We start from the raw sequence: 26,831 nt of genomic DNA, 5'->3' as shown, positions 1-26,831 counted from the left end.
GCGCGCGGCGGTCCGCCCCGCGGGCCCCACGTAGCCGGTTGCCTCCAGTTCGAACCAGTAGGGCGCCAGGCCCTGGATGCCGAAGGCGACCCATTGGCGGTCCGGCCCTTCGCCGGTGTCCGTGCGCACGCCCAGTTGCGTGTCCCAGAACGCGGCGACGGCATGGCGCCAGAGCAGCTCGACGTCGGCGCCCTCGATCCGGCCGCGGCTGCGCTCGCCCTCGGTACGCAGCCACAGTTTGTCGAGGCTGCCGCCCACGCCGCCCTGGATTTCCCACTGCTGCCCGTTGCCGTTCGGCCCATGGAAGGCTTCCAGCCGGTCCACCTGCAGCGAGGCGAACCTGGCCTGGTCTTCCATCGCCATGCCGATCCCGTGCATGGGACCGAGGCGCACGCCCTCGGAGTAATCCGGATCGCGCGCACCGGGCGGTGGGTTGCCGCCCTGCATGGGGCCCATGGCGTGGGCCACGGATGCCTGCGCCGGATGCCGCATGGCCGGGTCGTGCGACATGGCTTGCGACCCGTGCATCGCGTGGCCACCGGCCGGATGCATGGGCGCGGCCGGCGGTGCGGCCTCCTGCCTGCCGTGGGCATGCGTCGCAGCCGGCATGGCGTGGTGGTCCATGCCGGGCATGCCCATCTCCTGCGCGCGGGCGGCGGGTAGCCAGGCGGCAACGGCCAGCGCCAGGCCGGCAAGCGGGGTCAGGCGCCTCATGACACCACCACCTCGCGGAACATGCCCGCCTCCATGTGGTAGAGCAGGTGGCAGTGGTAAGCCCAGCGTCCCGGGTTGTCGGCGGTCACGCGGTAGCTGACGCGCTGGGCGGGCTGCACGTTGATGGTGTGCTTGCGCACCAGCACGTTGCCGCGCGCATCCTCCAGGTCGCTGAACATGCCGTGCAGGTGGATCGGGTGGTTCATCATCGTGTCGTTGGCCAGGACGATGCGCAGGCGCTCGCCGCGGCGGAAGTGGATGGGCGTGGCCTCGGCGAAGGGCACGCCGTCGAACGACCAGAGGAACCGTTCCATGTTGCCGGTCAGGTGCAGCTCGATCTCGCGCGCGGGTTCGCGCGGGTCGGGCGGCGGGTCGAGCGCGCGCAGGTCGGCGTAGGTGAGCACGCGGCGGCCGTTGTCGCGCAGGCCGACGCCGGGGTCGTCCAGGCTGGTACGCGGCATGTCCACGCGCATGTCCACGCCGGGGCCGTATTCGGTGCGTGCGTGGCTGACCGCACGGCTGCCCATGTCCATGCCGGAAGCGGGTCCGGTCCCGGCGTGGGTCGCATGTTCCGCCCCGGAGCCCTCCCGGTGCGAGCGGGACGGGGAACCGTCCATCGCCCCCATCATGTCCCGCATGTCCAGCCACACGCGCGGGTCCAGCGCTGGCACCTCGGCCTGCATGCCCTGGCGTGGCGCCAGCGTGCCGCGGGCATAGCCGGTGCGGTCGATCGACTGGGCGAACAGCGTGTAGGCACGCGCGTCCTTCGGCTCGATGATCACGTCGAAGGTTTCGGCCACGGAAATGCGGAACTCATCCACCGGCACCGGCACGATGTCCTGGCCGTCGGCGGCCACGACGGTCATCTCCAGGCCGGGGATGCGCACGTCGAAGATGGTCGAGGCCGAGCCGTTGATGAAGCGCAGGCGGATCCGCTCGCCGGGTTGGAACAGGCCGGTCCAGTTGCCGGCCGGCGCAGTGCCGTTCATCAGGTAGGTGTAGGCGGTGCCGCCGACGTCGGCCAGGTCGGTGGGGTTCATGCGCATCCGCTGCCACATGCGGCGCATGGCCAGGGACTCGCCCAGGCCATGCGCGCGCGCGTCGCGCAGGAAGTCCGCGACGGTAGGCTGGTGGAAGTTGTAGTAGTCGCTGCGCTTCTTCAGGCGTGCGTAGATGCGCGCGGGGTCGGTGTCGGTCCAGTCGTTGAGCATCACGACGTAGTCGCGGTCGGCCGGATGGCGCTCGGGGCGCGCCGGGTCGATCACCAGTGCGCCGAACAGGCCGGTCTGCTCCTGGAAATGCGAGTGCGCGTGGTACCAGTAGGTGCCCGCCTGGCGCACGTCGAAGCGGTAGGTGAAGGTCTCGCCCGGGGCGATGCCGTCGAAGGAAAGGCCGGGCACGCCGTCCATGTCGAACGGCAGGACGATGCCGTGCCAGTGGATCGAGGTGGCCTCGCGCAGGCGGTTGGTGACGCGCAGCGTGACGGTGGTGCCTTCCTTCCAGCGCAGCAGCGGTCCCGGCAGGCTGCCGTTGACCGTGGTGGCGGGTCGGATGCGGCCGGTGAAGTCGACCAGCGTCTGCCCGACCTCGAGGTGGAAATCGGTGCCGGCGAGTACGCCTGGCGGCTGGACCGCGGCCTGCGCGCGCGTTGGGCGCACGAGTCCCAGTCCGGCGGCCATGCCACCCGCGGCCAGGCCAAGGACGAAGCGACGGCGCGACAGGTCGACCGTCGGGAAAGCGGAAATCGGTTTCATGCTGCTGCTCTGGCGTGCGCATCGAACGGATGCGCGGATCACACGCCATGGCGCAAGCGGCGCGCATGGCCTCCCGGAACGTGCGAAAGGTCAGGCCAGCGGTGGTCGCAGCGGCGGCGCGAAGCCGGAGAGTGGTGCCTCGATCGGGCGAGGCGGGGCGTAACGGGACGGGAGCATCGGCACGGCAGCCAGGCCGGCCGGCGTGGAGGGCAACACGCCCGCGCAGGGCAGGGCGCATGGACAGGGGTGCGTGGCGTGCCGGCCGGGTTGGCCGGCGTGGTCGCCGCAGCAGCCGGTCGCGTCCAGGTGCATTGAGCCGTGCGTTGCGTGGGCGTGCGCCGTCGGCGTGGCAGCCATGCGCGGCGATGCGCCGAGCGGTGCCAATGCCAGCATCAGCCAGGCAAGCACGGCCAGCGCCAACAGGCAACGCGGACGCCGGCGGGGACGGAGGAAAACGACCATGTCCGCAGCGTAGCCAACGTGCCACACCCGCTCAACCATGGAGCAGGCTCCAAGCGCGTCGAGCGGGTCGCGAGACCTCTCTTTCCGCGGACGAACCGCCGGTGCACGCCTGGTGGAGGTGGGGCGCACCTGTGCGCAACCGTCATCTTTAGGTCGATTACCCGGCACGCCCGGCTCTCACCCCGCCCCGTTCCCCGCATGGAAGAGGGAGTTCACCTTGCGCCTGTGCGCCTGCCTTAAGCTGGCCCGGGCGATACGGAGCGGAGCTGGCCATGATCGACACGACGCGGGCACTGTCCACGCTGCTGCTGGTGCTCGACCTGTTCGGCACGTTCGTGTTCGCGCTCAGCGGGGCGCTGGTCGCCGTGCGGCGCGGGCTGGACCTGTTCGGCGTGCTGGTGCTCGCCTTCGCGGCGAGCAGCGCCGGCGGCATCGCCCGCGACCTGCTGATCGGCGCCACGCCGCCGGCCGCCATCGAAGACTGGCGTTATCTCGGGGTATCCCTGCTGGCCGGGCTGCTGACGTTCTACCGCCACGCGGATATCGAGCGGATGCGCAACCCGATGCAATTGTCGGACGCGGCAGGCCTGGCACTGTTTGCCGTCGCCGGCGCACAGAAGGCGTTGGCCTACGGCCTCCCGCCGGGCATGGCCGCACTGCTGGGCATGCTCACCGGCATCGGCGGGGGCATGCTGCGCGACGTCCTGGTCTCGGAGATCCCGACGGTGCTGCGCGCCGAACTCTATGCCGTGGCCGCGCTGGCCGGCGCCGGTGTCGTCGTACTCGGCGACCTGCTGCACATGCCGCCGGCGGCGACCACCCTGACGGGTGCCGGCTTGTGCTTTGGCCTGCGCTACATGGCCATCCGCTACGGCTGGCGACTGCCGGTCGCGCAGTCCACGGACCAGGGCAGGCAGCGGTAGCGGTGCGGACGGCTCGGCCCTGGCCATCCGGTGGCCGACCGGCCCAGCCGTCACATGCGCCTAGCGTGATGCGGGCTAGCGTGGTACCTGCGGCGCACGCCGCGCCGCTGCCGAGGACCCATGGATACCGAACAGGTTCCCAACCGCAGCATCGTGGTAATCGGTGGCTCCTCGGGTGCGACGGCTCCCTTGAAGGCGCTGTTGAACGGGCTGCCGGCGGACCTGGCCGCGGCGGTCTTCGTCGCGCTGCATGTGCCCGCGCGCAGTAGCGGCATCCTCGCCACCGTGGCCTCCGCGGTGAGCCATCTGCCGGTGCGCCAGGCCGAAGACGGCATGGCGATCGAGCCGGGCAACGTCTACCTGGCGGTACCCGATCGCCACCTGATCCTGACTCGTGGACGCATCCTGCTGGGACGCGGGCCACGCGAGAACCTGGTGCGCCCGGCGATCGATGCGTTGTTCCGCTCGGCCGCAGCCGCCTACGGCTCCCAGGTGATCGGCATCGTCCTGTCCGGGATGCTCAACGACGGCGCGGCCGGCCTGGAGGCGATCAAGCGTTGCGGCGGCGTGGCGCTGGTGCAGGATCCGGACGATGCCCTGGCCGACGAGATGCCGCGCAGCGCGCTGGCCGCGGTCGACGTCGACCTCACGGTGCCCGGTGCGCGGTTGGGCGACGTCCTGTCGGACCTGGTGCGCGAACCGGCAGGCTGGCCCCGCCCGGTGCCCCCGGACATCCAGCTCGAAGTGAACATCGCGGCTGGCGAGCGGGTCGACAGCGAAGTCATGCAGCGTGTGGCGGACCCCGCGCCGCTGACCTGCCCGCAGTGCGGCGGGGTGATGTCGGAGATGCGCGAGGGCAACACGTTGCGCTACCGCTGCCAGGTCGGTCACGGGCTTACCGCCGACGTGCTGGCCAAGGAGCAGGAGGCGACCGTGGACGAGGCGATGCGGACCGCGTTGCGGATCATCGGGGAACGCGCCGAGCTGGTCTCGCGCATGGCCCGGGACGCACGCGGCGCGGGGCGGTCGGCGATCGCCGACACCTACGAGGAACGGGCGCAGGAGTACCGCCGGTATGCCGAGGCGATCCGCCGCGCGGTGCTCAAGTCCATGGGCAGCCCGGCGCCGGACGGTCCGCTGGAGGGCGAGGGGTAACCCGGCCATCGCGGCCCGATGCGTCTGCTTGGCTTTTCCCCGGATTGGCACGATGCTTACCTCCGGCGCCGGAGTGCGCCGTGCCCCGTGCGACCCAGCCACCTGACTTGCCAGCCATGAATGACGAAGCGAGCACAACGGCGGTCGCCGCCGAGCCCCGTTTGGAAGATCGAGCAGCGACCCCCGTGATCCTGGCGGTCGGTGCCTCCGGCGCCGAAACCGAGGCGCTGGCGCGTCTTCTCGCCATGCTCCCCAACGGACCGGACCTGAGCATCGTGGTAGTGCTGCGCGACCGCGAGGCACTGGACGAGCATCGGCTGCAGGAGCTGCTGGCACCACACTCGCGCACGCTGGTGACGGCCGCCGAGGGCGCGCCCATCCAGGGCGGGCGCCTGTACCTGCCGCCGCCGGGCATGCTCGCGACGCTGGAGGAAGGACGTTTCCGCCTGCGCCCCACCGAGCAGCAGCCGGGCGAGCGCGGCACCATCGACACCTTCTTCGTCTCCATGGCGCAGGACCAGGACGGCAACACCATCGGCCTGGTCCTGGGCGAGACCGACGGCGACGGCACGCTGGGCATGAGTACGATCAAGGAGGCGGGCGGGCTGACCCTGGCGATCGCGCCGACGAACGGCGCCGCCCAGGAGCACGGCGAAGCGGTAGGCACGCGGGCGCTGGCCGACTACGCGCTGCCGATGGAACAGATTCCCGACCGCATCGCGCTGTACATGCGCCATTTCGCGCGCCTGCGCGAAGCGGCAGCGAGCGATGCGCGCTCGGCGGGCGAGCTCGAACGGCTGGCGCATGTCGCGACGATCCTGCGCAACCACACCGGGCACGATTTCCACGGGTACAAGCGGGCGACGTTCCTGCGTCGCGTGCAGCGGCGCATGCAGGTCGTGCAGGCCGATACGCTGGATGCCTACATCCAGACGCTGCAGGCCCATGCCGAGGAGTCGCGCAACCTGTTCAACGACCTGTTGATCGGCGTGACCCAGTTCTTCCGCGATCCGCGCGAGTTCGAATTCGTGCAGACCCACGTGGTGCCGCGCCTGTTCGAAGGGAAGGGGCGCAGCGACAGCCTGCGCATCTGGGTGCTCGGCTGTTCGACGGGCGAGGAGGCCTATTCGCTCGCCATCCTGCTGCGCGAGTACGCCGCGACGCTCACCGCCGCGCCGACGATCCAGATCTTCGCCAGCGACATCGACTCGCGCGCGCTGGCGGTGGCGCGGGTGGGCCGCTACCCGCAATCCATTGTCGATGACGTCTCGCCGGAACGGCTAGCGCGGTGGTTCACCAGGGAAGGGGATACCTATTGCGTGGCCAAGGAGCTGCGCGAGATGTGCGTGTTCTCCCAGCACAGCGTGGTCAAGGACCCGCCGTTCTCGCGGCTGGACATGGTGTCCTGCCGCAACCTGCTGATCTACCTGGACGCCGAGCTGCAGAGCCGGGTGGTACCGGTGTTCCATTTCGCGCTCAAGCCCGGCGGGTACCTGTTCCTGGGCAATTCCGAGAACGTCTCGCGCTATGCCAGGCTGTTCGTGCCGCTCGAGCGCAACTTCCGGGTGTTCCAGAAAATCGAGACCAGCGAGCGGGTCCGGGCCGAGTTCCCGTTCGCGCCTTCGACCCGCTCGAACGGATCGCCGGAACTGCCGCGCCCGCGCACCCCCAACCAGGGCCTGGTGCGGCTGGGCGAGCGGGTGGCCGAGCGCCACGCGCCGGCCTACGCGATCATCGACCGGCACTTCGACGTGGTGCACTTTTCCGCGCAGGCGGGACGGTTCATCCACCCGGGCGGCGGCACGCCCAGCCTCAACCTGCTCAACCTGGTTCATCGGGACCTGCGCCTGGACCTGCGCGGCGCGCTCAATCGCGCCGCAAGCGAGAACCGCGTGGTACGCGTCGATGGCCTGCAGATGGAGGTGTGCGGCGACCCGGTCACGGTCGACCTGGTCATCGAGCCGGCCGGTGACGGCATGCAGGCGCCGGCCGGCTACGTGGTGCTCTTCAAGGATGGCACGGCGATGCCCGGGGGCGAGGCGCTGGTGGCAGGCAGTACCGCGTCGCGCGACGAGCACGTGCGTTCGCTGGATGCCGAGCTGCGGACGACCCGCGAGCGCCTGCAGTCGATGATCGAGGAACTGGAGAGCACCAACGAGGAGCTCAAGTCGTCCAACGAGGAGTACCAGTCACTCAACGAGGAACTGCAGAGCGCCAACGAGGAACTGGAGACCTCCAAGGAGGAATTGCAGTCGGTCAACGAGGAAGTGACCACGGTCAACGGCGAGCTGGCCCACCGCGTGCAGGAGCTGGCGCACGCCAACAGCGACCTGAAGAACCTGCTGGAAAGCACGCAGATCGCCACCGTGTTCCTCGACAACGAGCTGCGCGTCACCAACTTCACGCCGGCGGTGGCCGACATCTTCCCGCTGGTGGAAAGCGACCTGCACCGGCCGATCGCCGACATGAAGTCGCGCGTGCACTACGAGGAGCTGCAGGACGACGCGCGCCGTGTGCTGCGCACGCTCGCAGTGATCGACCGGGAGGTCGGCAACCCGCAGACCGGTGCGCGGTACATGGTCCGCATCCTGCCGTATCGCAGCATCGACAACTTCATCGGCGGCGTGGTGGTCACGTTCACCGACGTCACGCCGCGGGTGCGGGCCGAGCGCGCCCTGCGCGAAAGCGAGCAGCGGCTTCGCACGCTGATGGAAGGCATCCCGCAACTGGTCTGGCGTGCACAGAGCGGCGGGCACTGGACCTGGTCGAGCCCGCAGTGGACGACGTACACGGGGCAGGGTGAGGCCGAAAGTCGCGGGCTCGGCTGGCTGAAGGCCATCCACCCGGATGACCGCGAGGCATGCATGCAGGCCTGGGCCGCATCGTCCTCGAGCGGCACCATGGACATGGAGCAGCGCATCCACAGCGCGGCCGACAACACCTACCGCTGGTTCCACACCCGCAGCACGGCGCTGCGGGACGAACGCGGCGAGATCGTCGAGTGGCTGGGCACCTCCACCGAGATCGACAGCCTGCGGCGCATGCAGGACGAGCAGGGTGTGCTGGTGGCCGAGTTGCAGCACCGCACGCGCAACCTGATCACGGTGGTGCAGGCGATCGCCTCGCAGACACTGCAGCGCTCGACCTCGCTCGAGGAATTCCGGGACGCCTTCAACGATCGCCTGGGTGCGCTGTCGCGCGCACAGAGCCTGCTGTGTCGGTCGGACAAGGCCCCGGTCACGCTCGAAGCGCTGCTGCGTATGGAACTGAGTGCGGTGGGCGCGGACCTGGGCGGCGAGAAGGTCAGCTTTGGCGGCCCCGACGTGGTGCTGCGCAAGTCGGCGGTGCAGACCCTTTCCCTGGCCTTGCACGAGCTTGCCACCAATGCACGCAAGTACGGCGCGCTGACCACCCCGGCCGGCCACCTGCGGGTCACCTGGGAGGTCGTGCCCGATGGCGACGAGGGAAGCCACGTGGTGCTGGACTGGCGCGAGGACGGCCTGCAGCCGAGCACGACGGGGTCGACGGGCGGCGGCTACGGACGCATGCTCATCGAACGGGCGCTGCCCTACAATCTGGACGCCAGGACGACGTACGAACTGGTAGACACGGCACTGCGTTGCACGATCGCACTTCCGCTCGGCGCCAAGCTGGCGCCACATGGAGAGACCTGAGACATGCCTGCCGTACGGGACATGGTCGGACGCCGCATCCTCGTGGTGGAAGACGAGTTCCTGCTCGCCTATGCGCTGGTGGACATGCTCGAGGACCGCGGCGCCGAAGTGCTCGGCCCGACCATGTCGGTGGACCAGGCGCTCGGGCTGATCGAAGGCACCACCCGCCTGGACGGCGCGTTGCTCGACATCAACCTGCACGGCGAGATCTCCTTCGCCGTCGCCGATGCGCTGGCCGAGCGCGGCATCCCCTTCACCTTTGCCACGGGCTACGACGAAAGCGTCATTCCGGCCCGGTTCGCCGACGTTCCCTGTCACCAGAAGCCACTGGATCCGCACCGGGTGCTCGCCGACCTGATTCGCTGAGGTCGGCGGGGAACGGATCCGGTTCCGCCCTGGTCAAGGTGCGGGAACGTTCGCCCGCGAGTGCAGTGAGCAGCCTGCATCCGGTGCGCGTGGAGTGGATCCGGTGAACGCCCATCCGGCGTTTGATCTGGATCAGCGGCCCCTTCCGCGCGCCGGTCAACATGGGTGCCGTCAAAGGCGGGACACCCATGCAATCCATCGGCTGGTCCACGATCAGGTCAGTGCGCTGCCGAGCGGCCGCCCGGCGCCTGGTGGCGCCGGGGTACCTGCTCGTGCTCCTGGTGCTGCCGGCCGCGAGCCTGGCGACGGAGAAAGCCTTCTGGCATCCCGAGCTGGCCCCGGCAGGTCCCATGGTGATGTTGGTCAGCCTGGACGAGCAGCGCATCTACGTCTATCGGAACGGCGTGGCGATCGGTGCGACCCAGGTCAGCACCGGCCGGCCCGGCCATGAGACGCCGACCGGCGTCTACACGATTCTGCAGAAGGAGCGCGTGCACCACTCCAACCTCTACGACAACGCGCCGATGCCCTTCATGCAGCGCCTGACCTGGGACGGCCTCGCGCTCCACGCGGGCAGCTTGCCGGGACATCCCGCGTCGCATGGCTGCATACGCCTGCCCGCGGCGTTTGCCGAGCGGCTGTTCGCGGTCAGCCCGCGCGGGACCGTGGTCGTGGTGACCGACCAGCAGGTCGCGCCACCCGAGCTCAACCATCCCGCGGCGATCGCCCCGCTCGGCCTGGAGGGTGCCGGCGAGGAATCGGCAGGGGCGGGCGACATGCCTTGGCCACCGGACGATGGTGGTCCGCTCAGCGTGGTTGCCAGCACCCACGACCGCGCGCTTTACGTCCTGCAATCCGGCAGGGTGATCGCACGCACGCCAATGAGCGTATCCGAAGGCTTCGAGGTGGGTGGCATGCTGCTCTACGTGCGGCGCGCCGATGGTTTGTCCGCCACACGGGAAGGCGGGGGCGGGCTCTGGTCCGCGTACCGGGTGCTCGGCGAAGGGACCGCGCCCGCGCCGCGTGACCTGGCCACCCGGCTGAAGGTGCCCGACGCCTTCGGCGCCCGCTTGCGCGAGCGCATCGCGGTCGGCACCACCGTGCTGGTCACCGACCTGCCGGCGCGGGGTGGCCAGCCGGTGCCCTACGGCACCTTGCTCGAGGCACGCGAGCCGGTTCCGCAACCATAGCGATTTATTAAGGGCCTGGCGGGCAAGCTTGCGTTTTGCTTTGTCTTTCCCGGCTATGCCTGCATCCCCCGCGCGCCGCCTGGTCACCGTGGCGCTGTTCCTCGCACCGGCGGCCGCCGGCGCATCCCCCACCGATGCCGACGCGCTCGCCCGCGCACTGAGCCGGGCCGCGCCGGCGGCCAACCCGAAGGTGCTGGCGTTGGCCACGCGGGCGCTCAAATGCGTGCAACGAAGCATGCCGACCAACACGCTCAGCGTGATCGACTACTCGCTGCCTTCCACCACGCCCCGGTTGTGGGTGTTCGAGCTCCGCCGGCAGCCGCGCCTGCTGTTCCACGAATGGGTGGCACACGGCCGCAACAGCGGCGACAACCTGGCCACGCGCTTTTCCAACACGCCGGGCAGCCTGATGTCGAGCCTGGGCACCTTCGTGACCGACGGGACCTATACCGGGCACAACGGCTATTCGCTCCGGCTCAAGGGAATCGACGGGCGGTTCAACGACCGCGCCGAGGAGCGCGCGATCGTGATCCATGGTGCCCGCTACGTCAGCAAGGCGTTCGCCAGCAGCCAGGGCAGGCTCGGCCGCAGCTGGGGCTGCCCCGCGGTGCGCGCCGGCGTGGCGCACAAGCTGATCGATGCGATCGCCAGGCAGTCGGTGGTGTTCGCCTATTACCCGGATCAGCGCTGGCTGCAGACATCCAGGTTGTTGGGCGACTGCGGCGGGGACGAGGCGCTGTCCTCGCGCTGATCGCCGGCGCCGGCAAGCAGGACGTGCACGTGCCGGCAGATCTGCCGCTCCTCTTCGGCGGGCATGACGCGCACCTCGCAGGCGGTGTCGCGGGCGCCGATGCGCAGCGCACCGCCCCGGTTGCGTGACAGGTCCAGGCGGATCCCCGCCCAGGCCAGGCCTTCGCAGATATCGGCGCGCGCCTGCGCATCGTGCTCGCCGATCCCGCCGGTGAATACCAGTGCGTCGATGCCGTGCAACACCGCCGCCATGGCGGCGATCTGCTTGCGCACCGACAGCACGAACATGTCGATCGCCAGCCGGGCTGCCGGCTCGCGGCGTTCGAGCTGGCGCAGCCGGCGCAGGTCGCCGCTGATGCCCGACACGCCGAGCAGGCCGGAACGGTGGTCCACCAGGCGCTCCAGGTCGCGCGCATCCATCCCTTTTTCGCGGACCAGCCAGGCCAGCACGCCCGGGTCCAGGTCGCCGCTGCGGGTGGCCATCATCACGCCGCCGTTGGGCGTCATGCCCATGCTGGTGTCGACCGAGCGGCCCTCGCGCAGCGCGGTGACGCTGGCGCCGCTGCCCAGGTGCGCGATCACCAGCCGCGCCGGCGCCTCCGGCCATTGCGCCAGGATCGAGGCGCAGGACAGTCCGTGGAAGCCGTAGCGCTGCACGCCGTCGGCCTGCAGTGCGCGATCGACCGGCAGGGTGCGTGCCTCCCCGGGGAGGCCGGCATGGAACGCGGTGTCCAGGCAGGCCACCTGCGGCAGCGCGGGATAGCGCGCCTGGGCGGCGCGGACCACCGCCAGCGCCGGGGGCACGTGCAGCGGCGCGAAGATGCTGGCCGCCTCCAGTTGCGCCATGACCGCCGCGTCGATGCGCGCATGGGTGCGCAGCTGGGGGCCGCCATGAACGATGCGGTGGCCGATCGCGTCGGGGGCCGGCACGTCCATGCCCGCCAGCAGCCGCGCGATGCGACCGAAGGCCTGCACGCTGTCGGCGATCGCGACAGTCTCTTCGTGCAGCGTGACGCCACCATGGCCGTCGCGCACGCGCAGCATGCCGGCCGAACTGCCGATCGCCTGCGCCTCGCCGGTGACCCGCGGATGCATCTCGCAGCCACGCGCCCGGAACAACCCGAACTTCAGCGAGGACGAGCCGCTGTTGAGCGCCAGCACGTGGAAGCCGCCGGGGTTCATGCCGGCTGCGTCCCGGGCGTCCACTGCCACTGCGCCACCTCCGGCAGGTCCTCGCCGTGCTCGCTGATGTACAGGCGGTGGCGCTCCATCGTCGCCCAGTAGCGGTCGGTCGCCGCCGAGGCCAGGTGCGCCAGCCGCGGTACGCGCAGGATCGCGTCCAGCGCGAGCTGGAAGCGGTCCAGGTTGTTCATCACCGTCATGTCGAACGGCGTGGTGGTGGTGCCTTCCTCCTTGTAGCCGCGCACGTGGAAGTTGTCGTGGTTGTGGCGCCGGTAGGCCAGCCGGTGGATCAGCCCGGGGTAACCGTGGAAGGCGAAGATCACCGGCCGGTCGCGGGTGAAGAGCGCATCGAAGTCGTGGTCGCTCAGCGCGTGCGGATGCTCGCCGGGTGGCTGCAGCACCATCAGGTCGACCACGTTGACCACGCGCACGCGCAGGTCCGGCGCGTACTCGCGCAGCAGGGTCACCGCGGCGAGCGTTTCCAGCGTCGGCACGTCGCCGGCGCAGGCCATCACCACGTCCGGTTCGCTGCCCTGGTCGTTGCCCGCCCATGCCCAGATGCCGGCGCCGGCGCTGCAGTGGCAGGCGGCCGCATCGATGTCCAGCCACTGCCAGGCCGGCTGCTTGCCGGCGACGATCACGTTGACGTAGTTGCGGCTGCGCAGGCAATGATCGGCCACCGACAGCAGGCAGTTGGCGTCCGGCGGCAGATAGATGCGCACCACGTCGGCCTTCTTGTTGGCGACGTGGTCGAGGAAGCCGGGATCCTGGTGCGAGAAGCCGTTGTGGTCCTGCCGCCACACGTGCGAGCTGAGCAGGTAGTTGAGCGAGGCGATCGGCGCGCGCCAGGGAATCTGCCGCGCGGTCTTCAGCCACTTGGCGTGCTGGTTGAACATCGAGTCGATGATGTGGATGAAGGCCTCGTAGCAGGAGAACAGCCCGTGCCGGCCGGTCAGCAGGTAGCCCTCCAGCCAGCCCTGGCACAGGTGCTCGCTCAGCACCTCCATCACCCGGCCCTCCGGCGCGAGGTCCACGTCCACCGGCTCGATCGCCGCCATCCACGTCTTGGCGGTCGCCTCGAACACGTCCTGCAGGCGGTTCGAGGCGGTCTCGTCAGGGCCGAACAGGCGGAAGTTGCAGGCTTCGGCGTTGAGCCGCATGACGTCGCGCAGGTACCGGCCCAGCGCGCGCGTGGATTCCATCTCCACCGCGCCGGGCGAGGGCACCGCGACCGCATGGTCGCGGAAGCGGGGCAGGGTGAGCGGCTGCAGCAACATGCCGCCGTTGGCGTGCGGGTTGGCGCCCATGCGGCGGCGGCCGGTCGGCGCCAGTTCGGCCAGCTCCGGCTTGAGGCGCCCCTCGCCGTCGAACAGCTCGCGCGGGCGGTAGCTCATCAGCCAGTCCTCGAGCAGCTTGACGTGCCCGGGTCTGTCGAAATCTTTCAGGGGCACCTGGTGCGCGCGCCAGGTGCCTTCGACCGGCAGGCCGTCGACCACCTTCGGACCGGTCCAGCCCTTGGGCGTGCGCAGCACGATCATCGGCCAGCGCGGCCGTTGCGGTGGGTGGCCGTCGGCCGCCGAGCGCGCGGCACGCTGGATCTCGCCGATGCGCGCGAGCGCGGTGTCCAGCGCGGCGGCCAGCTGCTGGTGCACGCGGGCCGGATGGTCACCTTCGACCAGCAGCGGCTCGTAGCCGTAGCCGCGGAACAGCGCGTCCAATTCCTCCGGCGTGATCCGCGCCAGCACGGTCGGGTTGGCGATCTTGTAGCCGTTGAGGTGCAGGATCGGCAGCACCGCGCCGTCGCGTGCCGGATCGAGGAACTTGTTCGAATGCCAGCTGGTGGCCAGCGCCCCGGTCTCGGCCTCGCCGTCGCCCACGATGCAGGCGACGATCAGGTCGGGATTGTCGAACGCCGCACCGTAGGCGTGCGCCAGCGAATAGCCGAGCTCGCCGCCCTCGTGGATCGATCCGGGCGTTTCCGGCGCCACGTGGCTCGGCACGCCGTAGGGCCAGGAAAACTGGCGGAACAGCCGGCGCATGCCGTTGCTGTCGCGCTCGATGTCCGGGTAGAACTCGGTGTAGGTGCCTTCCAGGTAGGCCTGCGCCACCAGCCCGGGACCACCATGGCCCGGGCCGATCACGTAGATCATGTCCAGGTCGTGCGCCTTGATCAGCCGGTTGAGGTGCACGTAGATGAAGTTGAGGCCGGTGGTGGTGCCCCAGTGCCCGAGCAGGCGTGGCTTGATGTGCCGGCGCTCCAGCGGCACCTCCAGCAGCGGGTTGTCCTGCAGGTAAATCTGGCCGACGGTGAGGTAGTTGGCCGCGCGCCAGTAGGCGTCCATGCGCCCGAGCAGTTCATCGGACAGTGGCAGGGGCGTGGCAGGTTCGGGGACTCGCGCGGGATCTTCGTTGAACATGGATCGGCTCCGCAGGGAGAAGTCAGTGCGCGAGCAGCAACGGCAGCCGCGCGTTCGCGAGCACGTGGTGGGTGGTGCCGCCGAGCACCAGCTCGCTGATCCGCGAGCGCCCCCAGGCGCCCATGACCAGCAGGTCCGCCCGCATCGCTTCGGCCTCGCGCAGCAGGTGCACGCCGGCGTCCTCGCCGGGGTGGAACGGGCGCCGCTGCTGCACGGTCACGCCCTGACGAGCCAGCCATTCGCCCACGGCGAGGGTCGGCGGGCCGAACCCGGGCAAGGTCTGGTGCCATCCGTCGAGCAGGTGCACCTCCGAGGCCTTGCGCAGCAGCGGCAGTGCGGCGTGGATCGCCTCGGTGGACTCGCCCGAGCCGTTCCACGCGACCAGCACGCGCTCCGGCGCGCCGCGCACCTCTTCGGCAGCGGGGGCCAGCAGCATTGGCACGCCGCCGGCGAACAGGGTGCGGGTGGCGTTGTCCCAGCCGATCGGAAGATCCTGGTTGCCGGCCGGGGCGTTGCAGACCAGCAGGTCGGCCATCCGCGAGCGGGTGGCCAGTACCGGCACGTACAGCCCGCGGAAGACCTCCCAGCTGCCCTCCACGCCCGCGCGGCGGCAAAGCTCCTGCCACCAGGGCGCCCGCCGGCGCGCCGATTCCTCCTCGTCCTCGAGGATCGCCAGTGCGTCCGGGATCGCCGTCACCGACGGGATCTGCTGGACGATGTGGACGCCCGCCACGAACGCCTGCTGCTGACGCGCCACGGCGAAACCGAGCTGGATCGCGGGCAGATCCTCGCGCATCTGGTCGACGCTGATGATCATCTCGTACATGGGCAGGTTCTCCCGGCGGGTTTCCATCCTCGGCCCTGCCGCGGGCCGTCCGCTTGATCAGGATCAACCGCGCGCGCGGGCGCTGCGGAAGACGCCCTCCCTGAACAGGCTGTGCGTTGACCGAAATCAAGTTGGGGCGGCGGCAGCGGCCTAGGCTGGCCAGGCAGTCCACCAGCACGGGGTAGCCCGCAATGAACAGGCTCCAGGACAAGGCGGTCATCGTCACCGGCGGTGCCGTCGGCATCGGTGCCGCCTGTGCGCGGCGGATGGCGGCGGAGGGCGCCCGGGTGGCGATCCTCGATCGCGCCGACGACACCGGCCGCGAACTCGCGGGCGACCTGGTCGGGCTCGGCTACCAGGCACGCTACTTCCACGCCGACGTCGCCTCCGAAACGGACGTGGCCCGGGTCTTCGACGAGGTCGCCAGCCTGTTCGGACGCCTGGACGTCCTGGTCAACAACGCCGGCATCGCCGGCCCGGACAAGCCCACCGACGAGCTCACCGAGGACGAGTGGGATCGCGTCCAGGCGGTCAACGTCAAGGGCGTGTTCTTCTGCACCAAGCACGCAATCGCGCACATGCGCCGCGCCGGTGGCGGCAGCATCGTCAACCTGTCCTCCATCTACGGCCTGGTCGGCGCTGCGGACGTGCCGCCCTACCACGCCTCCAAGGGTGCGGTGCGGCTGATGAGCAAGACCGACGCGCTGCTCTACGCACGCGACGGCATCCGGGTCAACTCGGTGCATCCGGGCTTCATCTGGACGCCGATGGTGCACGGCTTCCTGGCCGGCCACGGCGGCGACCTGGACGAGCAGCGCCGCCAGGTCGGCGCGCTGCACCCGCTCGGCCACATGGGCGAGCCGGACGACATCGCCTGGGGCGTGGTCTACCTGGCCAGCGACGAGGCGAAGTTCGTCACCGGCAGCGAACTGGTCATCGATGGCGGCTACACCTGCCGCTGAAGGAGAGGCGCATGTTCAAGCACATCCTGTTGCCGACCGACGGCTCCGAGGTCTCCACCCGCGCGGTGGACCAGGGCCTCGAGCTGGCCAAGGCGCTCAACGCGCGCGTGTACGCACTGCATGTGATCCTGCCGTTCCAGGCGCTTTCCTACATGACCCAGGTCATTCCCGAGAGCGAGACCAGCTATACCGAGGAGTCGGTGCGCTGGGCCGAGCGCTACCTCGGCGAAGTGCGCGACAAGGCCCAGCGGGCCGGGGTTCCGTGCGACAGCGACTACGTGTTCGACAAGCACCCCTGCGACGCCATCCTCGGCATCGCGGAGAAGCACGAGTGCGACCTGATCGTGATGGGCTCGCACGGCTGGCGCGGCATCACCAGACTGCTGCTGGGCAGCGAGACGCAGAAGGTGCTGGTGCGCAGCCCGCTGCCGGTGCTGGTCTGCCATTGAGTGCGGTCGCCGCATCGCCGCCGGACCCGCCGGCCGGACTGGACAGCGCCGAGGCGCGCCGCCGGCTGGCGGCGGACGGTCCGAACGCCTTGCCCGGCGGCAGCCACCAGTCGCTGCTGCGCATTGCGCTCAAGGTCCTGGTCGAGCCGATGTTCCTGCTGCTGCTGGTGGCGGGCGGCCTCTACCTGGCCCTGGGCGACCGGGCGGAGGCCGCCTTCCTGCTGGCCTCCGTGCTGCTGGTCATCGGCATCACCTTGGCCCAGGAACGCAGGACGCAACGGGCGCTGGAAGCCCTGCGCGACCTGTCGGCGCCGCGTGCGCTGGTGCTGCGCGACGGCAGCCGCCAGCGCATCGCGGCGTCGGAAGTGGTACGCGGCGACCTGCTGGTGCTGGGCGAGGGCGACCGCATCGCCGCCGACGCCCTGCTGCGCGAGGGCCTGCTGGAGGTGGACGAGTCGTTGCTGACCGGCGAGGCGGTGGCGGTCACGCGGCTTCCGGAGGGCGAACACGCGCGCGTGCACGCGAGCACGGTGGTGACCAAGGGCCGGGGCCTGGCCGAGGTGGTGGCCACCGGCACGGCCACGGCGGTGGGCCGGATCGGGCTGGCGCTTGCCGCCACCCGGGAGACACCTTCACGGATGCAGCGCGCATCGGCCCGGCTGGTACGCACCCTGGCGGTCGTGGCCGTGCTGCTGGCGGCCGGCTACAGCCTGCTGCGCTGGTTGTGGGACGGTGCCGGCCTGGTCGACAGCATCCTGGCCGGCATCGCGCTGAGCATGGCGATTCTGCCCGAGGAGATACCGGTGATCCTCACCGTGTTCCTCGCCATGGGCGCCTGGCGCATGGCGCACCACCAGGTGCTCACGCGGCGCATGGCCGCCGTGGAGGCGCTCGGGGCGGTGACCGTGCTGGCGGTGGACAAGACCGGCACGCTGACGCAGAACCGCATGCGCCTGATGGCGCTGGCGCTGGCCGGCGACAAGCACATGCACGTGGGCGACGCCCCGGCGCTGCCCGGCCGGTTCGCCGGCCTGGTCCGCGGCCTGCTGCTGGCGACGCCGGTGGCGCCGTTCGATCCGATGGAGCAGGCCATCCGCGACTACGCGGGACGGCACGCCGCGGCGCTGGACCTGGCAGCGGAACCCGCCCCCGTGCGCGAGTACCCGCTGTCGCCCGCGGTGCTGGCGATGACGCGGGCCTATCCGACCGCGGAGCCGGGGCAGTTCGTACTGGCGGCGAAGGGCGCGCCCGAGGCGATCGTCGCGCTGTGCCAGCTGGACCCGCCCGCCGCCGCGACGGCGCTGGCCCAGGTCGAGGCCATGGCGGTGCAGGGCCTGCGCGTGCTGGGCGTGGCCGACGCCTGCTGGGACGGACCGGCCTGGCCGGCGAGCCAGCGGGATTTCCACTACCGCCTGCTGGGGTTCGTGGGCTTCGGCGATCCACCGCGCGAGGGCGTGCCCGCGGCGGTGGCCGACTGCCGCCAGGCGGGCGTCCGTGTGCTGATGCTCACCGGCGACCATCCGGTGACCGCGCGGGCGATCGCAGGACAGATCGGCATGGCACCGGACCGCGTGCCGCTGACCGGCGACCGCATCGACGCGCTGGACGACGATGCGCTGCGCGCGCAGCTGCGCCAGGTCGACGTATGCGCACGGCTGCGGCCGGAGCAGAAACTGCGCCTGGTGCGCCTGTTGCAGCAGGATGGCGAGGTCGTGGCGATGACCGGCGACGGGGTCAACGACGCGCCCGCGCTGAAGGCTGCCGACATCGGCATCGCCATGGGTGAACGGGGCACCGACGTCGCCCGCGAGGCGGCCGCGCTGGTACTGCTCGACGACAGCTTCGCCAGCATCGTGCGGGCGATCCGCCAGGGCCGGCGCATCTACGACAACATCGTCAATGCGACCGCCTACGTCTTCGCGGTACACGCGCCGGTGATCGCGCTGGCACTGATGCCGGCGCTGCTGCACTGGCCGATGTTGCTGCTGCCGGTGCATATCGTGCTGCTCGAGCTGGTCATCGATCCGGCCTGCTCGCTGGTGTTCGAGGCCGAGCCCGAAGCGCCGGACGTCATACGGCGTCCGCCCCGGCCGCCGGCGGAAACGCCGTTCGCGCCCGCGAAGCTGGCCTACGCGCTGGCCCAGGGCGGGGGGCTGGCGGTCATCCTGCTGTGCGGCTGCGGGGTCCTCCTGTGGCAGGGGCGTGGCGCCGGGGAAGCACGGACCGTGATGTTCGTCGGCCTCGTGGCCTGCCTGCTGCTGCTCGTGATGGTCCGCCGCCAGCGGCGCGGCGCAGCGACTCCCGGGCAGGGCAACCGCTGGCTGTTCGTCATGCTGGCCGGACTGGCCGGCATGCTGGCAGTGGCGCTGGGCGTGCCGGCCGCAAGCAGGCTGCTGGCGCTCGCGCGCCCCGGCCTGGTCAGCGCGGGCGTGGCCGCGGCGATGGTGCTGGTGCTGGTCGGCTGGCTTGCCGTGCTGCCTGTCGCGGTCCGCGTCCTGCGCCGCGGATGGCCGGCCGGGCGGGCGGCCCGCGACCACGCACGGAATTGATGAGGATCAATCCCGCGCGCATGTCGCCATGCCCCAATGCGATCACAGGGCATCAACACGCGACGAGGTTCTCCCATGGCCACGCTACCCACCGGGATCACGACCCCCACCAACGTCAGTCCCCCCGTGTTGCTGGAGGGAACCCACTGGATCGACCACCTGCGCGACGGCACGGTGGTGCTGATCCGTCCGCTGCGCCCCGAGGACCGCGAGCGGGAGGAAGACTTCCTGCGCGCGATGTCGCCGGACGCCAAGCGGATGCGCTTCATGTGCAGCTTCCGCGAGGCCAGCCCGGAGCTGGTCGACCAGCTGATGGACGTCGACTACGACAAGCGCATGGCCTTCGTCGCGCTGGCGCACGAGGACGGGAAGCTGCGCGAGGTCGGGGTCAGCCGCTACAGCGCGAACGGGGACCAGACCCGCTGCGAGTGCGCCGTCACCGTGGCCGACCACTGGCGCCATCGCGGGCTCGCCGTCGTGTTGATGCGCCATCTCATCCAGGTGGCCCGCGAGCATGGCTTCAAGCAGATGTACTCGGTCGATGCGGCCGACAACCAGCCCATGCAGGAACTCGCGGGGTACCTCGGCTTCAAGCGCACGCTCGACCCGGGCGATCCGGCGCAGGTCATCCATACGCTGGCCCTGTGAGGAGCGCGCCATGAGTGTGGTAGTCCATGCCCCGAACCCGCTGCCCGACGGCGGCGCCACGCCTTCGCTGCCCGTGGCGAACCAGCCCTCCGACATCGTGGCCATCGCCACGTCGACCGACCCCTGGAATCCGGCCGTACGGGTGGCCGCAAGGCTGGCCGCCCGATGGCAAAGCCTGTTGACGGGCTGCTTCGTGGATGAGTCGCTGCGGCTGCTGCGCGGGCCGGAAAGCGAGCCGTCCGTGCTCGGCCTGTTGCTGGACACGCCCGTGCAGGATTTCGAGGAGGGGCAGGATTTCCGCGCCTTCGCGCGCTCCATGGGCGTGCCGCACGCCTCCTGGGTGGTCGCCCACACCGGGCTTGCGCGCGTCCTGCGCGAACTGGGCGCCTGGCACAGCCTGGCGGTGCTGGAGCGCGACGTGGTCGACGGCGAATCCCTGGCCGAACTGCTCGGCGAGGTCCTTCTGGCCTGCCGCCTGCCCAGCCTGATCCTGCCTCCCGGCTGGAACCACGACACCCCGTTCCAGCGCGTACTGGTGGCATGGGACGGCAGCACCGAGGCCACCCGGGCCATCCATGCGGCCTTGCCCTTCCTGCAGGGGGCCCGGCGCGTGGTGCTGCTCGACGGCGGCCGGCCGCACAGCCCGGAGGGCGAGTGCTACCTGCCGCACTTCGAGCCGTTCGTTTACATGGCCCGCCACGGCATCGAAGCCGACCCGATGTGCGTGGGCATCCCGGCCCGCACCGCCGGCGCCGCCCTGCTGAAAAAGGCCGACCAGGTCGGTGCCGACCTGATCGTGATGGGCGCGTTCGCCCATGGACGCCTGCACGAACAGGCCATCGGCAGCGCCACGCGCTATGTGCTCGGACATGCGCGGGTGCCGGTCTTCCTGCAGCACTGAGGCCGGACGCCGCCCCTGCGGGCCTCCCTCTGATGCCGGTGCCGGGTCGGGCGGGTCCCGGGCACGGCCTGGCCGCGGGGACCGCGCGCCGAGCCACCGGCTGGAAGAGTTCCACGAGATCATCGGCACCGCCGGCGACTACCTGGTCGGCGTACACGCGGCCGCCGTGCTGTTCCGCCACTACTTTGTGCGGGACAAAACGCTGCTGCGCATGCCGCCCGGTATGGCCGTGGGTGAGCATGCATCGCGCCCGGGCGCCATCCACCGCGCATTTGACGCACGTCAAACCGGGGCCTGGAGCGCCGACTACGGTCCGTGTCGCAGGGGCCATCGTCCCGTGCCGTGAGGCTGCCTGGCTCCGTGGCGCGGGGCATACCAGGGCGAAACGCCCGGAGGTTGCCATGAAACACGCATTGCACCAATGGACCTGGCTGCCGGTGGGCCTGACCATGCTCGCCGCGGCGGGCTGCGCCGATCGCGGCTACGTCAAGCAGGCCGACTACGACTCGAAGATCAGCCAGATCGAGTCACGGCTGCAGAACCAGGAGAACCGCAGCGACAAGCTGGAGCAGGACATGCAGCAGAAGTTCGCCCAGTACGACGCATCGATCCGGCAGGTCGCCGGCCGCATCCAGGTCGACTCGATGTCCCACTTCGCCTTCGACGACGCCACGCTGCAGGACCAGGACAAGCCGATGCTGGACGATTTCGCCAAGGTCATCCAGCACTACCATCCCTACGCGCTGGTCACGGTGGAAGGTTTCGCGGATCCGGCGGGAAGCCACGGTTACAACCAGCGCCTGGGCGAGAAACGCGCCGAGGCGGTGCGTGACTACCTGGTCAGCAGCGGCGGCCTGTCCGCTGACAAGGTGCGCGCCGTCAGCTACGGCGAAGCCCGCGATCGCCAGGATGCGCCGGGCAAGACGCACGACGAGGGCATGGAGAACCGCCGGGTGACGCTGGTGGTCGACCTTTCCGGGCACGACGAGGAGCAGCGCGCCGCGACCGCGGCGAGCGACGGCACCTGACGCCCCGGCGTGAGCGCACGGGGCCGGCAGCGGGCTCGCCGATGCGCCCGCGGTTCGCGCGCCTCCGCCCTGCCGGCAGGCGCGCACTTCCTTTTCCGAGGGTCTGTCCATGGATATCGAACGCAAGAGCAGCGTGCCGCTGCCGGAGCCCCGCAGGAGCGGTGGCATGCCGCTGCTGAGCGCGCTCGGGCGCCGGCACAGCACGCGCCTGTACACCGGACACGCGCTGTCGCCGCAGCTGCTGTCGGACCTGTTGTGGGCCGCCGACGGCGTCAACCGCCCGGCCACCGGCGGGCGCACCGCCCCGTCGGCGCGCAACTGGCACGAGATCGACATCTACCTTGCCGCCGCCGATGGCGCCTGGCGCTATGAACCGGAAGGGCATCGCCTGCATGCCGTGCTCTCGAGCGATGTGCGTGCGTCGACCGGGTTGCAGGACTTCGTCGGCACCGCCGCGCTGGACCTGGTCTACGTGGCGGACCTGGCGCGGATGGAGGTGACCGAGCCGCTGGAACGTCGCTTCTACTGCGGCGCCGATGCCGGAGCGATTGCGCAGAACGTGTACCTGTTCTGCGCAGCCGAAGGCCTGGCCACCGTGGTGCGCGGGATGGTGGATCGCCACGCGCTGGTCAGGACGCTCGGCCTGGGCGCGCGCCAGCGCGTACTGCTTGCGCAGACGGTGGGCTTTGCCGCCTGAGGCCGATGGCCTGCCGCCGCTGGCGCGCTTCTGCCGGAGCTGGCGGGTAACGGTGATCCCGGCCAGGCCGCCGGTCCGCCGCCTTTCGCGAACACGGGCCCGCCTACGCCAGCGCCATGCGCTCGCCCCTGCGCGGCATCCGCGCGGACAGCCCCCGCGAGGCGAGCACGTTGGCGAAGCAGCGCATGCCGCGCTCGTACTCGCCATGGACCAGCAGCACCTCCTTGCGCGGCAGCTCGCCCAGCCAGGCCAGCAGGGAGGGGCGGTCGGCGTGGGCGGAGAAGCCGTTGATCGTCCACACCTGGGCGCGCACGGGGATGTCCTCGTTGAACACGCGCACGCTCGCCGCACCATCGACGATGCGGCGGGCCAGCGTGCCCTCGGCGGCGTAGCCGACGAACACGATGGAACTGCGCTCGCGCCACAGGTTGTGCTTGAGGTGGTGGCGTACGCGACCGCCGTTGCACATGCCCGAGCCGGCCAGGATCACCGCACCGCCCTCGATGTTGTTGATCGCCATCGACTCGGTGCTGCTGCGGGTGAAATGCAGGCCTTCCATCGCGAACGGATCACCGTGCTGCAGCCGGTGCAGGAAGGCCCGGTCGAAGCACTCGGGGTGGCGACGGAAGATCTCCGTCGCCGAGATCGCCATCGGCGAATCGAGGAAGACCCGTACGTGCGCCGGGATCGCGCCCTCGCGCAACCCCTGGTGCAGGTAGTAGAGCACCTCCTGTGCCCGTTCCAGCGCGAAGGTGGGGATCACCACGTTGCCGTGGCGCTGGGTGGTTTCGCGGATGGCGCGGAACAGTTCGTCGATGGAGTCCGGCAGCGGGCGGTGCGGGCGGTCGCCGTAGGTGCACTCCATCACCACGTGGTCGGCCGGCGGTGCCGGCGTCGGGTCGCGCAGCAGCGGCCGGCCGGGATTGCCCAGGTCGCCGGAGAACAGCACCGTCCGGCGGGCGTCGCCGTCGCTCACGTCGAGCAGGATGGACGCCGAGCCCAGGATGTGGCCGGCGTCGAGGAAGCGCGCCACGATGCCGGGGACGACCTCGACCGGCTGGTCGTAGCCGATCCCCGGCTCGAAGAAGTCCAGCGCATGCAGGGCGTCGTCGATGTCGTAGAGCGGCGCCTGCGGCGCGGTGCCGTTGCGTCCGCTGCGGCGTGCGTGCGCGGCATCCTCGACCTGCAGACTGGCTGCGTCGAGCAGCACCACGCGGACGAGCTCGCGGGTCGCCGAGGTGGCCAGGATGCGCCCATGGAACCCCTGGCGCACGAGCAGCGGGATGCGGCCGCAATGGTCCAGGTGCGCATGGGTGAGCAGCAGGGCATCGATGGACGCGGGATCGAAGCCGAACGGTTCGCCGTTGGCCGCTTCCACCTCGCGGTCGCCCTGGAACAGCCCGCAGTCGACGAGGATCCGGCGGCCGCCGCACTCGAGCAGGTGGCACGAGCCGGTGACTTCGCGCGCGGCGCCATGACAAGCATAGGTGAGAGCCATCGCCATGCAATCCCGGGAAGGTGCGCGTACGTTCGCACGAACGCCGTGCTGCGGATTGATCGGGGTCAACCGCGGGCATGGGCGGTTGATCTCCATCAAATCGCCCGGTGGCGGCCGGTCGCCCAATGACAGTCCCCACCACCCCACCACCGAGGTGTGCCATGAACGACCTGAGCCTGCGGGACGACGTACTGGAGGAACTCAACTACGAGCCGAGCCTGGATGCCTCGAACATCGCCGTGATGGCCAAGGACGGCGTGGTGACGCTGACCGGGCACGTCGCCAGCTATGCCGAGAAGCTGGTCGCCGAGCGCGCCACCTGGCGCGTGAACGGCGTCAAGGCGATCGCCCAGAAGATCGAGGTCGAGCTGCCCGGCGGCAAGAAGCTCGGTGACGACGACATCGCCCGGCGCGCGCTGAACATCCTGGCCTGGGACGTGCTCGCGCCGGCCGACCGGATCCACGTCAAGGTGTCCGACGGCTGGGTCACGCTGAGCGGCGAGGTACCGTGGAACTACCAGCGCGAGGCCGCCGAGGCGGACGTCCGCAAGCTGTCCGGCGTGACCGGGGTGTCCAACAATATCCTGGTCGAGCCGCGCGTGCAGGCCGGCGACGTGCGCAAGAGCATCGTCGATGCGCTCAAGCGGCATGCCGAGGTCGAGGCGAAGCGCATCAAGGTGGACGTGCACGCCAACGGCACCGTCGCCATCGAAGGCCGCGTGGACGACTGGGAAGAGCGCCAGGCGGTGGAGCGGGCCGCCTGGTCGGCACCGGGCGTGCGTGCGGTGGAGAACCGGGTGCGCATCGACTGAGGGCAGGTGCGCGGGGCGCGCCGGCGCCCCGCGACCCGGTCAGTGTTTCAGGAATACCGGCAGGCGGGTCTGCGCCAGCACCGCGCTGGTGGTGGGCCCGAGCGAACGCTTGCCCAGGCGCCGGCGTCCGCTGGCGCCCATCACGATCAGGTCGGCCCGCGTGTCGCTGGCGTAGGCGAGCACCTGTTCGCTCGCCGCCTCGTCGGCCCCGGTGACGGTTTCCACCGCGGCGACCGGCACACCATGCGCGCGCAGGTGCTCGAGCGCGTCCGGCGGGCTGCCGCCGCCGTGTCCGGAACCCTGTTGCAGCAGGGAAACCACCTTCGCCCCTTGCAGCAGGGGCAGGGCGGCGTGCAGGGCGCGGCTGGATGCCACCGATCCGTTCCAGGCCACCATCGCATGCACCACGTGCCCCGGCGCGTTGTTGGCCTCCGGCACGGCGATGCAGGGGGCGCCGGAAAGCACCGCTTCGCAGACCAGGCGTTCGCCGGGAAAGCCCTGCGCCGTGCTGCCCTGCAGTACCACCAGATCGTGCCAGTCGCCGATCATCGCCAGGGCGTCGTGCGCCTGTGCGATGGCGACCTGCCAGAAGGCCTGGGCGACACCCAGCCGGGCGGCCCAGGCCGCGAAGTCGCGGCCGGCAAGCATCGCCTGGTGCACTTCCTCCTGTGCGTAGGCGGCCGTTTCCGCAGCCAGTTTCGGCGGTCCGGACAGCGGGCCGCTGCGCGGTGCGACGAACAGCCCGGTCAGCGAGCCCTGCAGCGAGGCGGTCAGTTGTGCCGCATAACGCACGCTGCCATGCCAGCTCCGGTACTCCGTGCAATGGACCACGATGTCGCGCACGGCTCATCTCCCTCGACCGCGGACGGATCCGCGACGAAAGCGTGCCGCAGCACCCGAGGGTGGATTTGACCTAGGTCAGCCCCCCTGCCGGAGCGGTCATGCGTCCAGTTGACCTGCGTCACTTCGTGTCGCGGCCGGTGGCCTAGTGTCGCCGCCACGCAGCCGCCATCCGCGCGGCGCATGCACGGAGTCCCCCATGTACGACATCCTGGTCAACTCGCTCAACTACGAGAACTGGTCCCGCGGTGCGCAGTACGGCACGCAACTGGCGGCCCTGCTGCAGGCGTCGATCACCGGTGCGTACATCTACCCCTCGACGCTCTATGCGACGCCCAGCTTCAGCACGCCCGAACTGATCGAAGCGGTACTGGAAACGGCGCGTACGCTGGAGGCGAGCGCGCTGGCGGCCGAGCGGCCGTTCGTGGAGTGGGCCGAGAGCCTGGGCATCGAGCACGCCGCCTGGGTGGTGGGGCAGGGCAACCTGTCCGATGCGCTGGTGCAGATCGCGTGCTGGCACGACCTGCTGGTGCTCGAGCGCGACCCGGTGCGGACCTGGGCATCGCCCTCGGACCTTGCCGCGCTCATCCTGTCGATCGGACTGCCGTGCATCGTGGTACCGCCGCAGCCGGTGCAGACCGTTGCGCTCTCGCGCGTGGCGATCGCCTGGAACGGCGCACCCGAGGCGATCCGCGCGGTGCACTCGGCGCTGCCGCTGTTGCAGCGGGCCGGCGAGGTGGTGCTGCTGCGCGGGGCGCCCAAGGAGGTGTTCCAGGAGATCAGCTGGAAGCCGCCCTTCGACATCGATGCCTACCTCAACCGTCATGGCATCCGCGCGCGTTCGCAGGACCTGCCCACCAACGACCACGACGCGGGCGAAGCCCTGCTGGAGCACGCGGACCGCTTCCATGCCGACCTGCTGGTGATGGGTGCCTATGGCCGCAGCCGCTTCAGCGAATGGGCGCTCGGCGGGGCCACGCGGCACGTGCTCTGGCATGCGCGGCTGCCGGTGCTGTTCCGCCATTGAGTCCGCC

General features: G+C 70.6%; 23 protein-coding genes. 15 read left to right on the top strand and 8 right to left on the bottom strand.

What is annotated here, in order from left to right:
* The 3 genes from VFH59_RS08930 to VFH59_RS08920 form a co-directional block, all read right to left on the bottom strand.
* Window positions 1-714: copper resistance protein B (locus tag VFH59_RS08930; RefSeq protein WP_325164537.1), on the bottom strand; the 714-nt coding region annotated here is incomplete at its 3' end.
* Window positions 711-2,468: a copper resistance system multicopper oxidase gene (locus VFH59_RS08925; protein ID WP_325164536.1), complete on the bottom strand. Its 1,758-nt coding sequence runs from the start codon at window positions 2,466-2,468 to the stop codon at window positions 711-713. The genes VFH59_RS08925 and VFH59_RS08930, both read right to left, overlap by 4 nt.
* Before the next feature lie 90 nt (window positions 2,469-2,558).
* A complete protein-coding gene (locus VFH59_RS08920) occupies window positions 2,559-2,930 on the bottom strand; it encodes a hypothetical protein (protein WP_325164535.1) in 372 nt (123 codons plus the stop codon).
* A 293-nt stretch (window positions 2,931-3,223) separates the two neighbouring features.
* Between VFH59_RS08920 and VFH59_RS08915 the strand changes: the two genes are divergently transcribed.
* From VFH59_RS08915 to VFH59_RS08890, 6 genes are all read left to right on the top strand, one after another.
* Complete coding sequence (locus tag VFH59_RS08915; protein ID WP_325164540.1) at window positions 3,224-3,853, top strand: trimeric intracellular cation channel family protein; 630 nt, start codon at window positions 3,224-3,226, stop codon at window positions 3,851-3,853.
* A gap of 120 nt (window positions 3,854-3,973) precedes the next feature.
* The gene (locus VFH59_RS08910) at window positions 3,974-5,008 is read left to right on the top strand and encodes a chemotaxis protein CheB (protein WP_325164534.1); all 1,035 of its coding nucleotides are present in this window, start codon (window positions 3,974-3,976) and stop codon (window positions 5,006-5,008) included.
* 116 nt (window positions 5,009-5,124) lie between these two features.
* Window positions 5,125-8,682 (top strand): CheR family methyltransferase, encoded by a 3,558-nt coding sequence (locus VFH59_RS08905; protein ID WP_414655871.1) that lies wholly within the window; start codon window positions 5,125-5,127, stop codon window positions 8,680-8,682.
* Between the two features lie 3 nt (window positions 8,683-8,685).
* Window positions 8,686-9,048, top strand: a complete 363-nt coding sequence (locus VFH59_RS08900; protein ID WP_325164532.1) for a response regulator — start codon at window positions 8,686-8,688, stop codon at window positions 9,046-9,048.
* 188 nt (window positions 9,049-9,236) lie between these two features.
* Complete coding sequence (locus VFH59_RS08895) at window positions 9,237-10,238, top strand: L,D-transpeptidase family protein (protein ID WP_325164531.1); 1,002 nt, start codon at window positions 9,237-9,239, stop codon at window positions 10,236-10,238.
* A gap of 55 nt (window positions 10,239-10,293) precedes the next feature.
* Window positions 10,294-10,989, top strand: coding sequence for a murein L,D-transpeptidase catalytic domain family protein (locus tag VFH59_RS08890; RefSeq protein WP_325164530.1), 696 nt, complete (start codon window positions 10,294-10,296; stop codon window positions 10,987-10,989).
* On the opposite strand, the gene VFH59_RS08885 is transcribed toward VFH59_RS08890, so the two are convergent.
* The 3 genes from VFH59_RS08885 to VFH59_RS08875 are packed head-to-tail and all read right to left on the bottom strand — an operon-like array spanning window position 10,920 to window position 15,413.
* Window positions 10,920-12,170, bottom strand: coding sequence for an acetate/propionate family kinase (locus VFH59_RS08885; protein ID WP_325164529.1), 1,251 nt, complete (start codon window positions 12,168-12,170; stop codon window positions 10,920-10,922). The two genes, VFH59_RS08890 and VFH59_RS08885, sit on opposite strands and share 70 nt — an antisense overlap.
* Window positions 12,167-14,587 (bottom strand): phosphoketolase family protein, encoded by a 2,421-nt coding sequence (locus VFH59_RS08880; protein WP_325164528.1) that lies wholly within the window; start codon window positions 14,585-14,587, stop codon window positions 12,167-12,169. The genes VFH59_RS08885 and VFH59_RS08880 overlap by 4 nt, the downstream gene beginning before the upstream one ends.
* A 22-nt stretch (window positions 14,588-14,609) precedes the next feature.
* Window positions 14,610-15,413 (bottom strand): universal stress protein, encoded by an 804-nt coding sequence (locus VFH59_RS08875; RefSeq protein WP_325164527.1) that lies wholly within the window; start codon window positions 15,411-15,413, stop codon window positions 14,610-14,612.
* A gap of 191 nt (window positions 15,414-15,604) precedes the next feature.
* On the opposite strand from VFH59_RS08875, the gene VFH59_RS08870 reads away from it, so the two are divergent.
* From VFH59_RS08870 to VFH59_RS08840, 7 genes are all read left to right on the top strand, one after another.
* Window positions 15,605-16,375: a glucose 1-dehydrogenase gene (locus VFH59_RS08870; RefSeq protein WP_325164526.1), complete on the top strand. Its 771-nt coding sequence runs from the start codon at window positions 15,605-15,607 to the stop codon at window positions 16,373-16,375.
* A gap of 11 nt (window positions 16,376-16,386) precedes the next feature.
* Window positions 16,387-16,824 (top strand): universal stress protein, encoded by a 438-nt coding sequence (locus VFH59_RS08865; RefSeq protein ID WP_325164525.1) that lies wholly within the window; start codon window positions 16,387-16,389, stop codon window positions 16,822-16,824.
* Entirely contained in the window at window positions 16,821-19,373 is a 2,553-nt protein-coding gene (locus tag VFH59_RS08860; protein ID WP_325164524.1) for a cation-translocating P-type ATPase, read from the top strand. Before VFH59_RS08865 ends, VFH59_RS08860 begins: the two co-directional genes overlap by 4 nt.
* Window positions 19,374-19,448: 75 nt before the next feature.
* On the top strand, window positions 19,449-20,021 hold the full coding sequence (locus VFH59_RS08855; protein WP_325164523.1) for a GNAT family N-acetyltransferase: 573 nt from the start codon (window positions 19,449-19,451) through the stop codon (window positions 20,019-20,021).
* A gap of 10 nt (window positions 20,022-20,031) precedes the next feature.
* On the top strand, window positions 20,032-20,922 hold the full coding sequence (locus tag VFH59_RS08850) for a universal stress protein (RefSeq protein WP_325164522.1): 891 nt from the start codon (window positions 20,032-20,034) through the stop codon (window positions 20,920-20,922).
* Between the two features lie 401 nt (window positions 20,923-21,323).
* Entirely contained in the window at window positions 21,324-21,950 is a 627-nt protein-coding gene (locus VFH59_RS08845; RefSeq protein WP_325164521.1) for an OmpA family protein, read from the top strand.
* Window positions 21,951-22,059: 109 nt separating this feature from the next.
* A complete protein-coding gene (locus tag VFH59_RS08840) occupies window positions 22,060-22,647 on the top strand; it encodes a SagB/ThcOx family dehydrogenase (RefSeq protein WP_325164520.1) in 588 nt (195 codons plus the stop codon).
* A 103-nt stretch (window positions 22,648-22,750) separates the two neighbouring features.
* On the opposite strand, the gene VFH59_RS08835 is transcribed toward VFH59_RS08840, so the two are convergent.
* The gene (locus VFH59_RS08835; protein WP_325164519.1) at window positions 22,751-24,145 is read right to left on the bottom strand and encodes an MBL fold metallo-hydrolase; all 1,395 of its coding nucleotides are present in this window, start codon (window positions 24,143-24,145) and stop codon (window positions 22,751-22,753) included.
* Between the two features lie 161 nt (window positions 24,146-24,306).
* On the opposite strand from VFH59_RS08835, the gene VFH59_RS08830 reads away from it, so the two are divergent.
* Window positions 24,307-24,957 (top strand): BON domain-containing protein, encoded by a 651-nt coding sequence (locus VFH59_RS08830; protein WP_325164518.1) that lies wholly within the window; start codon window positions 24,307-24,309, stop codon window positions 24,955-24,957.
* 39 nt (window positions 24,958-24,996) lie between these two features.
* On the opposite strand, the gene VFH59_RS08825 is transcribed toward VFH59_RS08830, so the two are convergent.
* Window positions 24,997-25,800 (bottom strand): universal stress protein, encoded by an 804-nt coding sequence (locus VFH59_RS08825; RefSeq protein ID WP_325164517.1) that lies wholly within the window; start codon window positions 25,798-25,800, stop codon window positions 24,997-24,999.
* Window positions 25,801-25,996: 196 nt separating this feature from the next.
* Between VFH59_RS08825 and VFH59_RS08820 the strand changes: the two genes are divergently transcribed.
* Window positions 25,997-26,824: a universal stress protein gene (locus VFH59_RS08820; protein ID WP_325164516.1), complete on the top strand. Its 828-nt coding sequence runs from the start codon at window positions 25,997-25,999 to the stop codon at window positions 26,822-26,824.
* Window positions 26,825-26,831: the final 7 nt, after the last annotated feature.

Source organism: Frateuria sp., assembly GCF_035695185.1.
GTDB lineage: Bacteria > Pseudomonadota > Gammaproteobacteria > Xanthomonadales > Rhodanobacteraceae > Frateuria_A.
Note: the sequence above shows the minus strand (reverse complement) of the source record. Positions and strands in the feature narration are given on the sequence as shown.

Bases quoted from the DNA above. Each gene is read 5' to 3' on its own strand.
- VFH59_RS08925 (WP_325164536.1), bottom strand. From the start codon at position 2,468: ATGAAACCGATTTCCGCTTTCCCGACGGTCGACCTGTCGCGCCGTCGC.
- VFH59_RS08920 (WP_325164535.1), bottom strand. From the start codon at position 2,930: ATGGTCGTTTTCCTCCGTCCCCGCCGGCGTCCGCGTTGCCTGTTGGCG.
- VFH59_RS08910 (WP_325164534.1), top strand. From the start codon at position 3,974: ATGGATACCGAACAGGTTCCCAACCGCAGCATCGTGGTAATCGGTGGC.
- VFH59_RS08905 (WP_414655871.1), top strand. From the start codon at position 5,125: ATGAATGACGAAGCGAGCACAACGGCGGTCGCCGCCGAGCCCCGTTTG.
- VFH59_RS08900 (WP_325164532.1), top strand. From the start codon at position 8,686: ATGCCTGCCGTACGGGACATGGTCGGACGCCGCATCCTCGTGGTGGAA.
- VFH59_RS08895 (WP_325164531.1), top strand. From the start codon at position 9,237: ATGCAATCCATCGGCTGGTCCACGATCAGGTCAGTGCGCTGCCGAGCG.
- VFH59_RS08890 (WP_325164530.1), top strand. From the start codon at position 10,294: ATGCCTGCATCCCCCGCGCGCCGCCTGGTCACCGTGGCGCTGTTCCTC.
- VFH59_RS08885 (WP_325164529.1), bottom strand. From the start codon at position 12,170: ATGAACCCCGGCGGCTTCCACGTGCTGGCGCTCAACAGCGGCTCGTCC.
- VFH59_RS08880 (WP_325164528.1), bottom strand. From the start codon at position 14,587: ATGTTCAACGAAGATCCCGCGCGAGTCCCCGAACCTGCCACGCCCCTG.
- VFH59_RS08875 (WP_325164527.1), bottom strand. From the start codon at position 15,413: ATGTACGAGATGATCATCAGCGTCGACCAGATGCGCGAGGATCTGCCC.
- VFH59_RS08870 (WP_325164526.1), top strand. From the start codon at position 15,605: ATGAACAGGCTCCAGGACAAGGCGGTCATCGTCACCGGCGGTGCCGTC.
- VFH59_RS08865 (WP_325164525.1), top strand. From the start codon at position 16,387: ATGTTCAAGCACATCCTGTTGCCGACCGACGGCTCCGAGGTCTCCACC.
- VFH59_RS08855 (WP_325164523.1), top strand. From the start codon at position 19,449: ATGGCCACGCTACCCACCGGGATCACGACCCCCACCAACGTCAGTCCC.
- VFH59_RS08850 (WP_325164522.1), top strand. From the start codon at position 20,032: ATGAGTGTGGTAGTCCATGCCCCGAACCCGCTGCCCGACGGCGGCGCC.
- VFH59_RS08845 (WP_325164521.1), top strand. From the start codon at position 21,324: ATGAAACACGCATTGCACCAATGGACCTGGCTGCCGGTGGGCCTGACC.
- VFH59_RS08840 (WP_325164520.1), top strand. From the start codon at position 22,060: ATGGATATCGAACGCAAGAGCAGCGTGCCGCTGCCGGAGCCCCGCAGG.
- VFH59_RS08835 (WP_325164519.1), bottom strand. From the start codon at position 24,145: ATGGCTCTCACCTATGCTTGTCATGGCGCCGCGCGCGAAGTCACCGGC.
- VFH59_RS08830 (WP_325164518.1), top strand. From the start codon at position 24,307: ATGAACGACCTGAGCCTGCGGGACGACGTACTGGAGGAACTCAACTAC.
- VFH59_RS08820 (WP_325164516.1), top strand. From the start codon at position 25,997: ATGTACGACATCCTGGTCAACTCGCTCAACTACGAGAACTGGTCCCGC.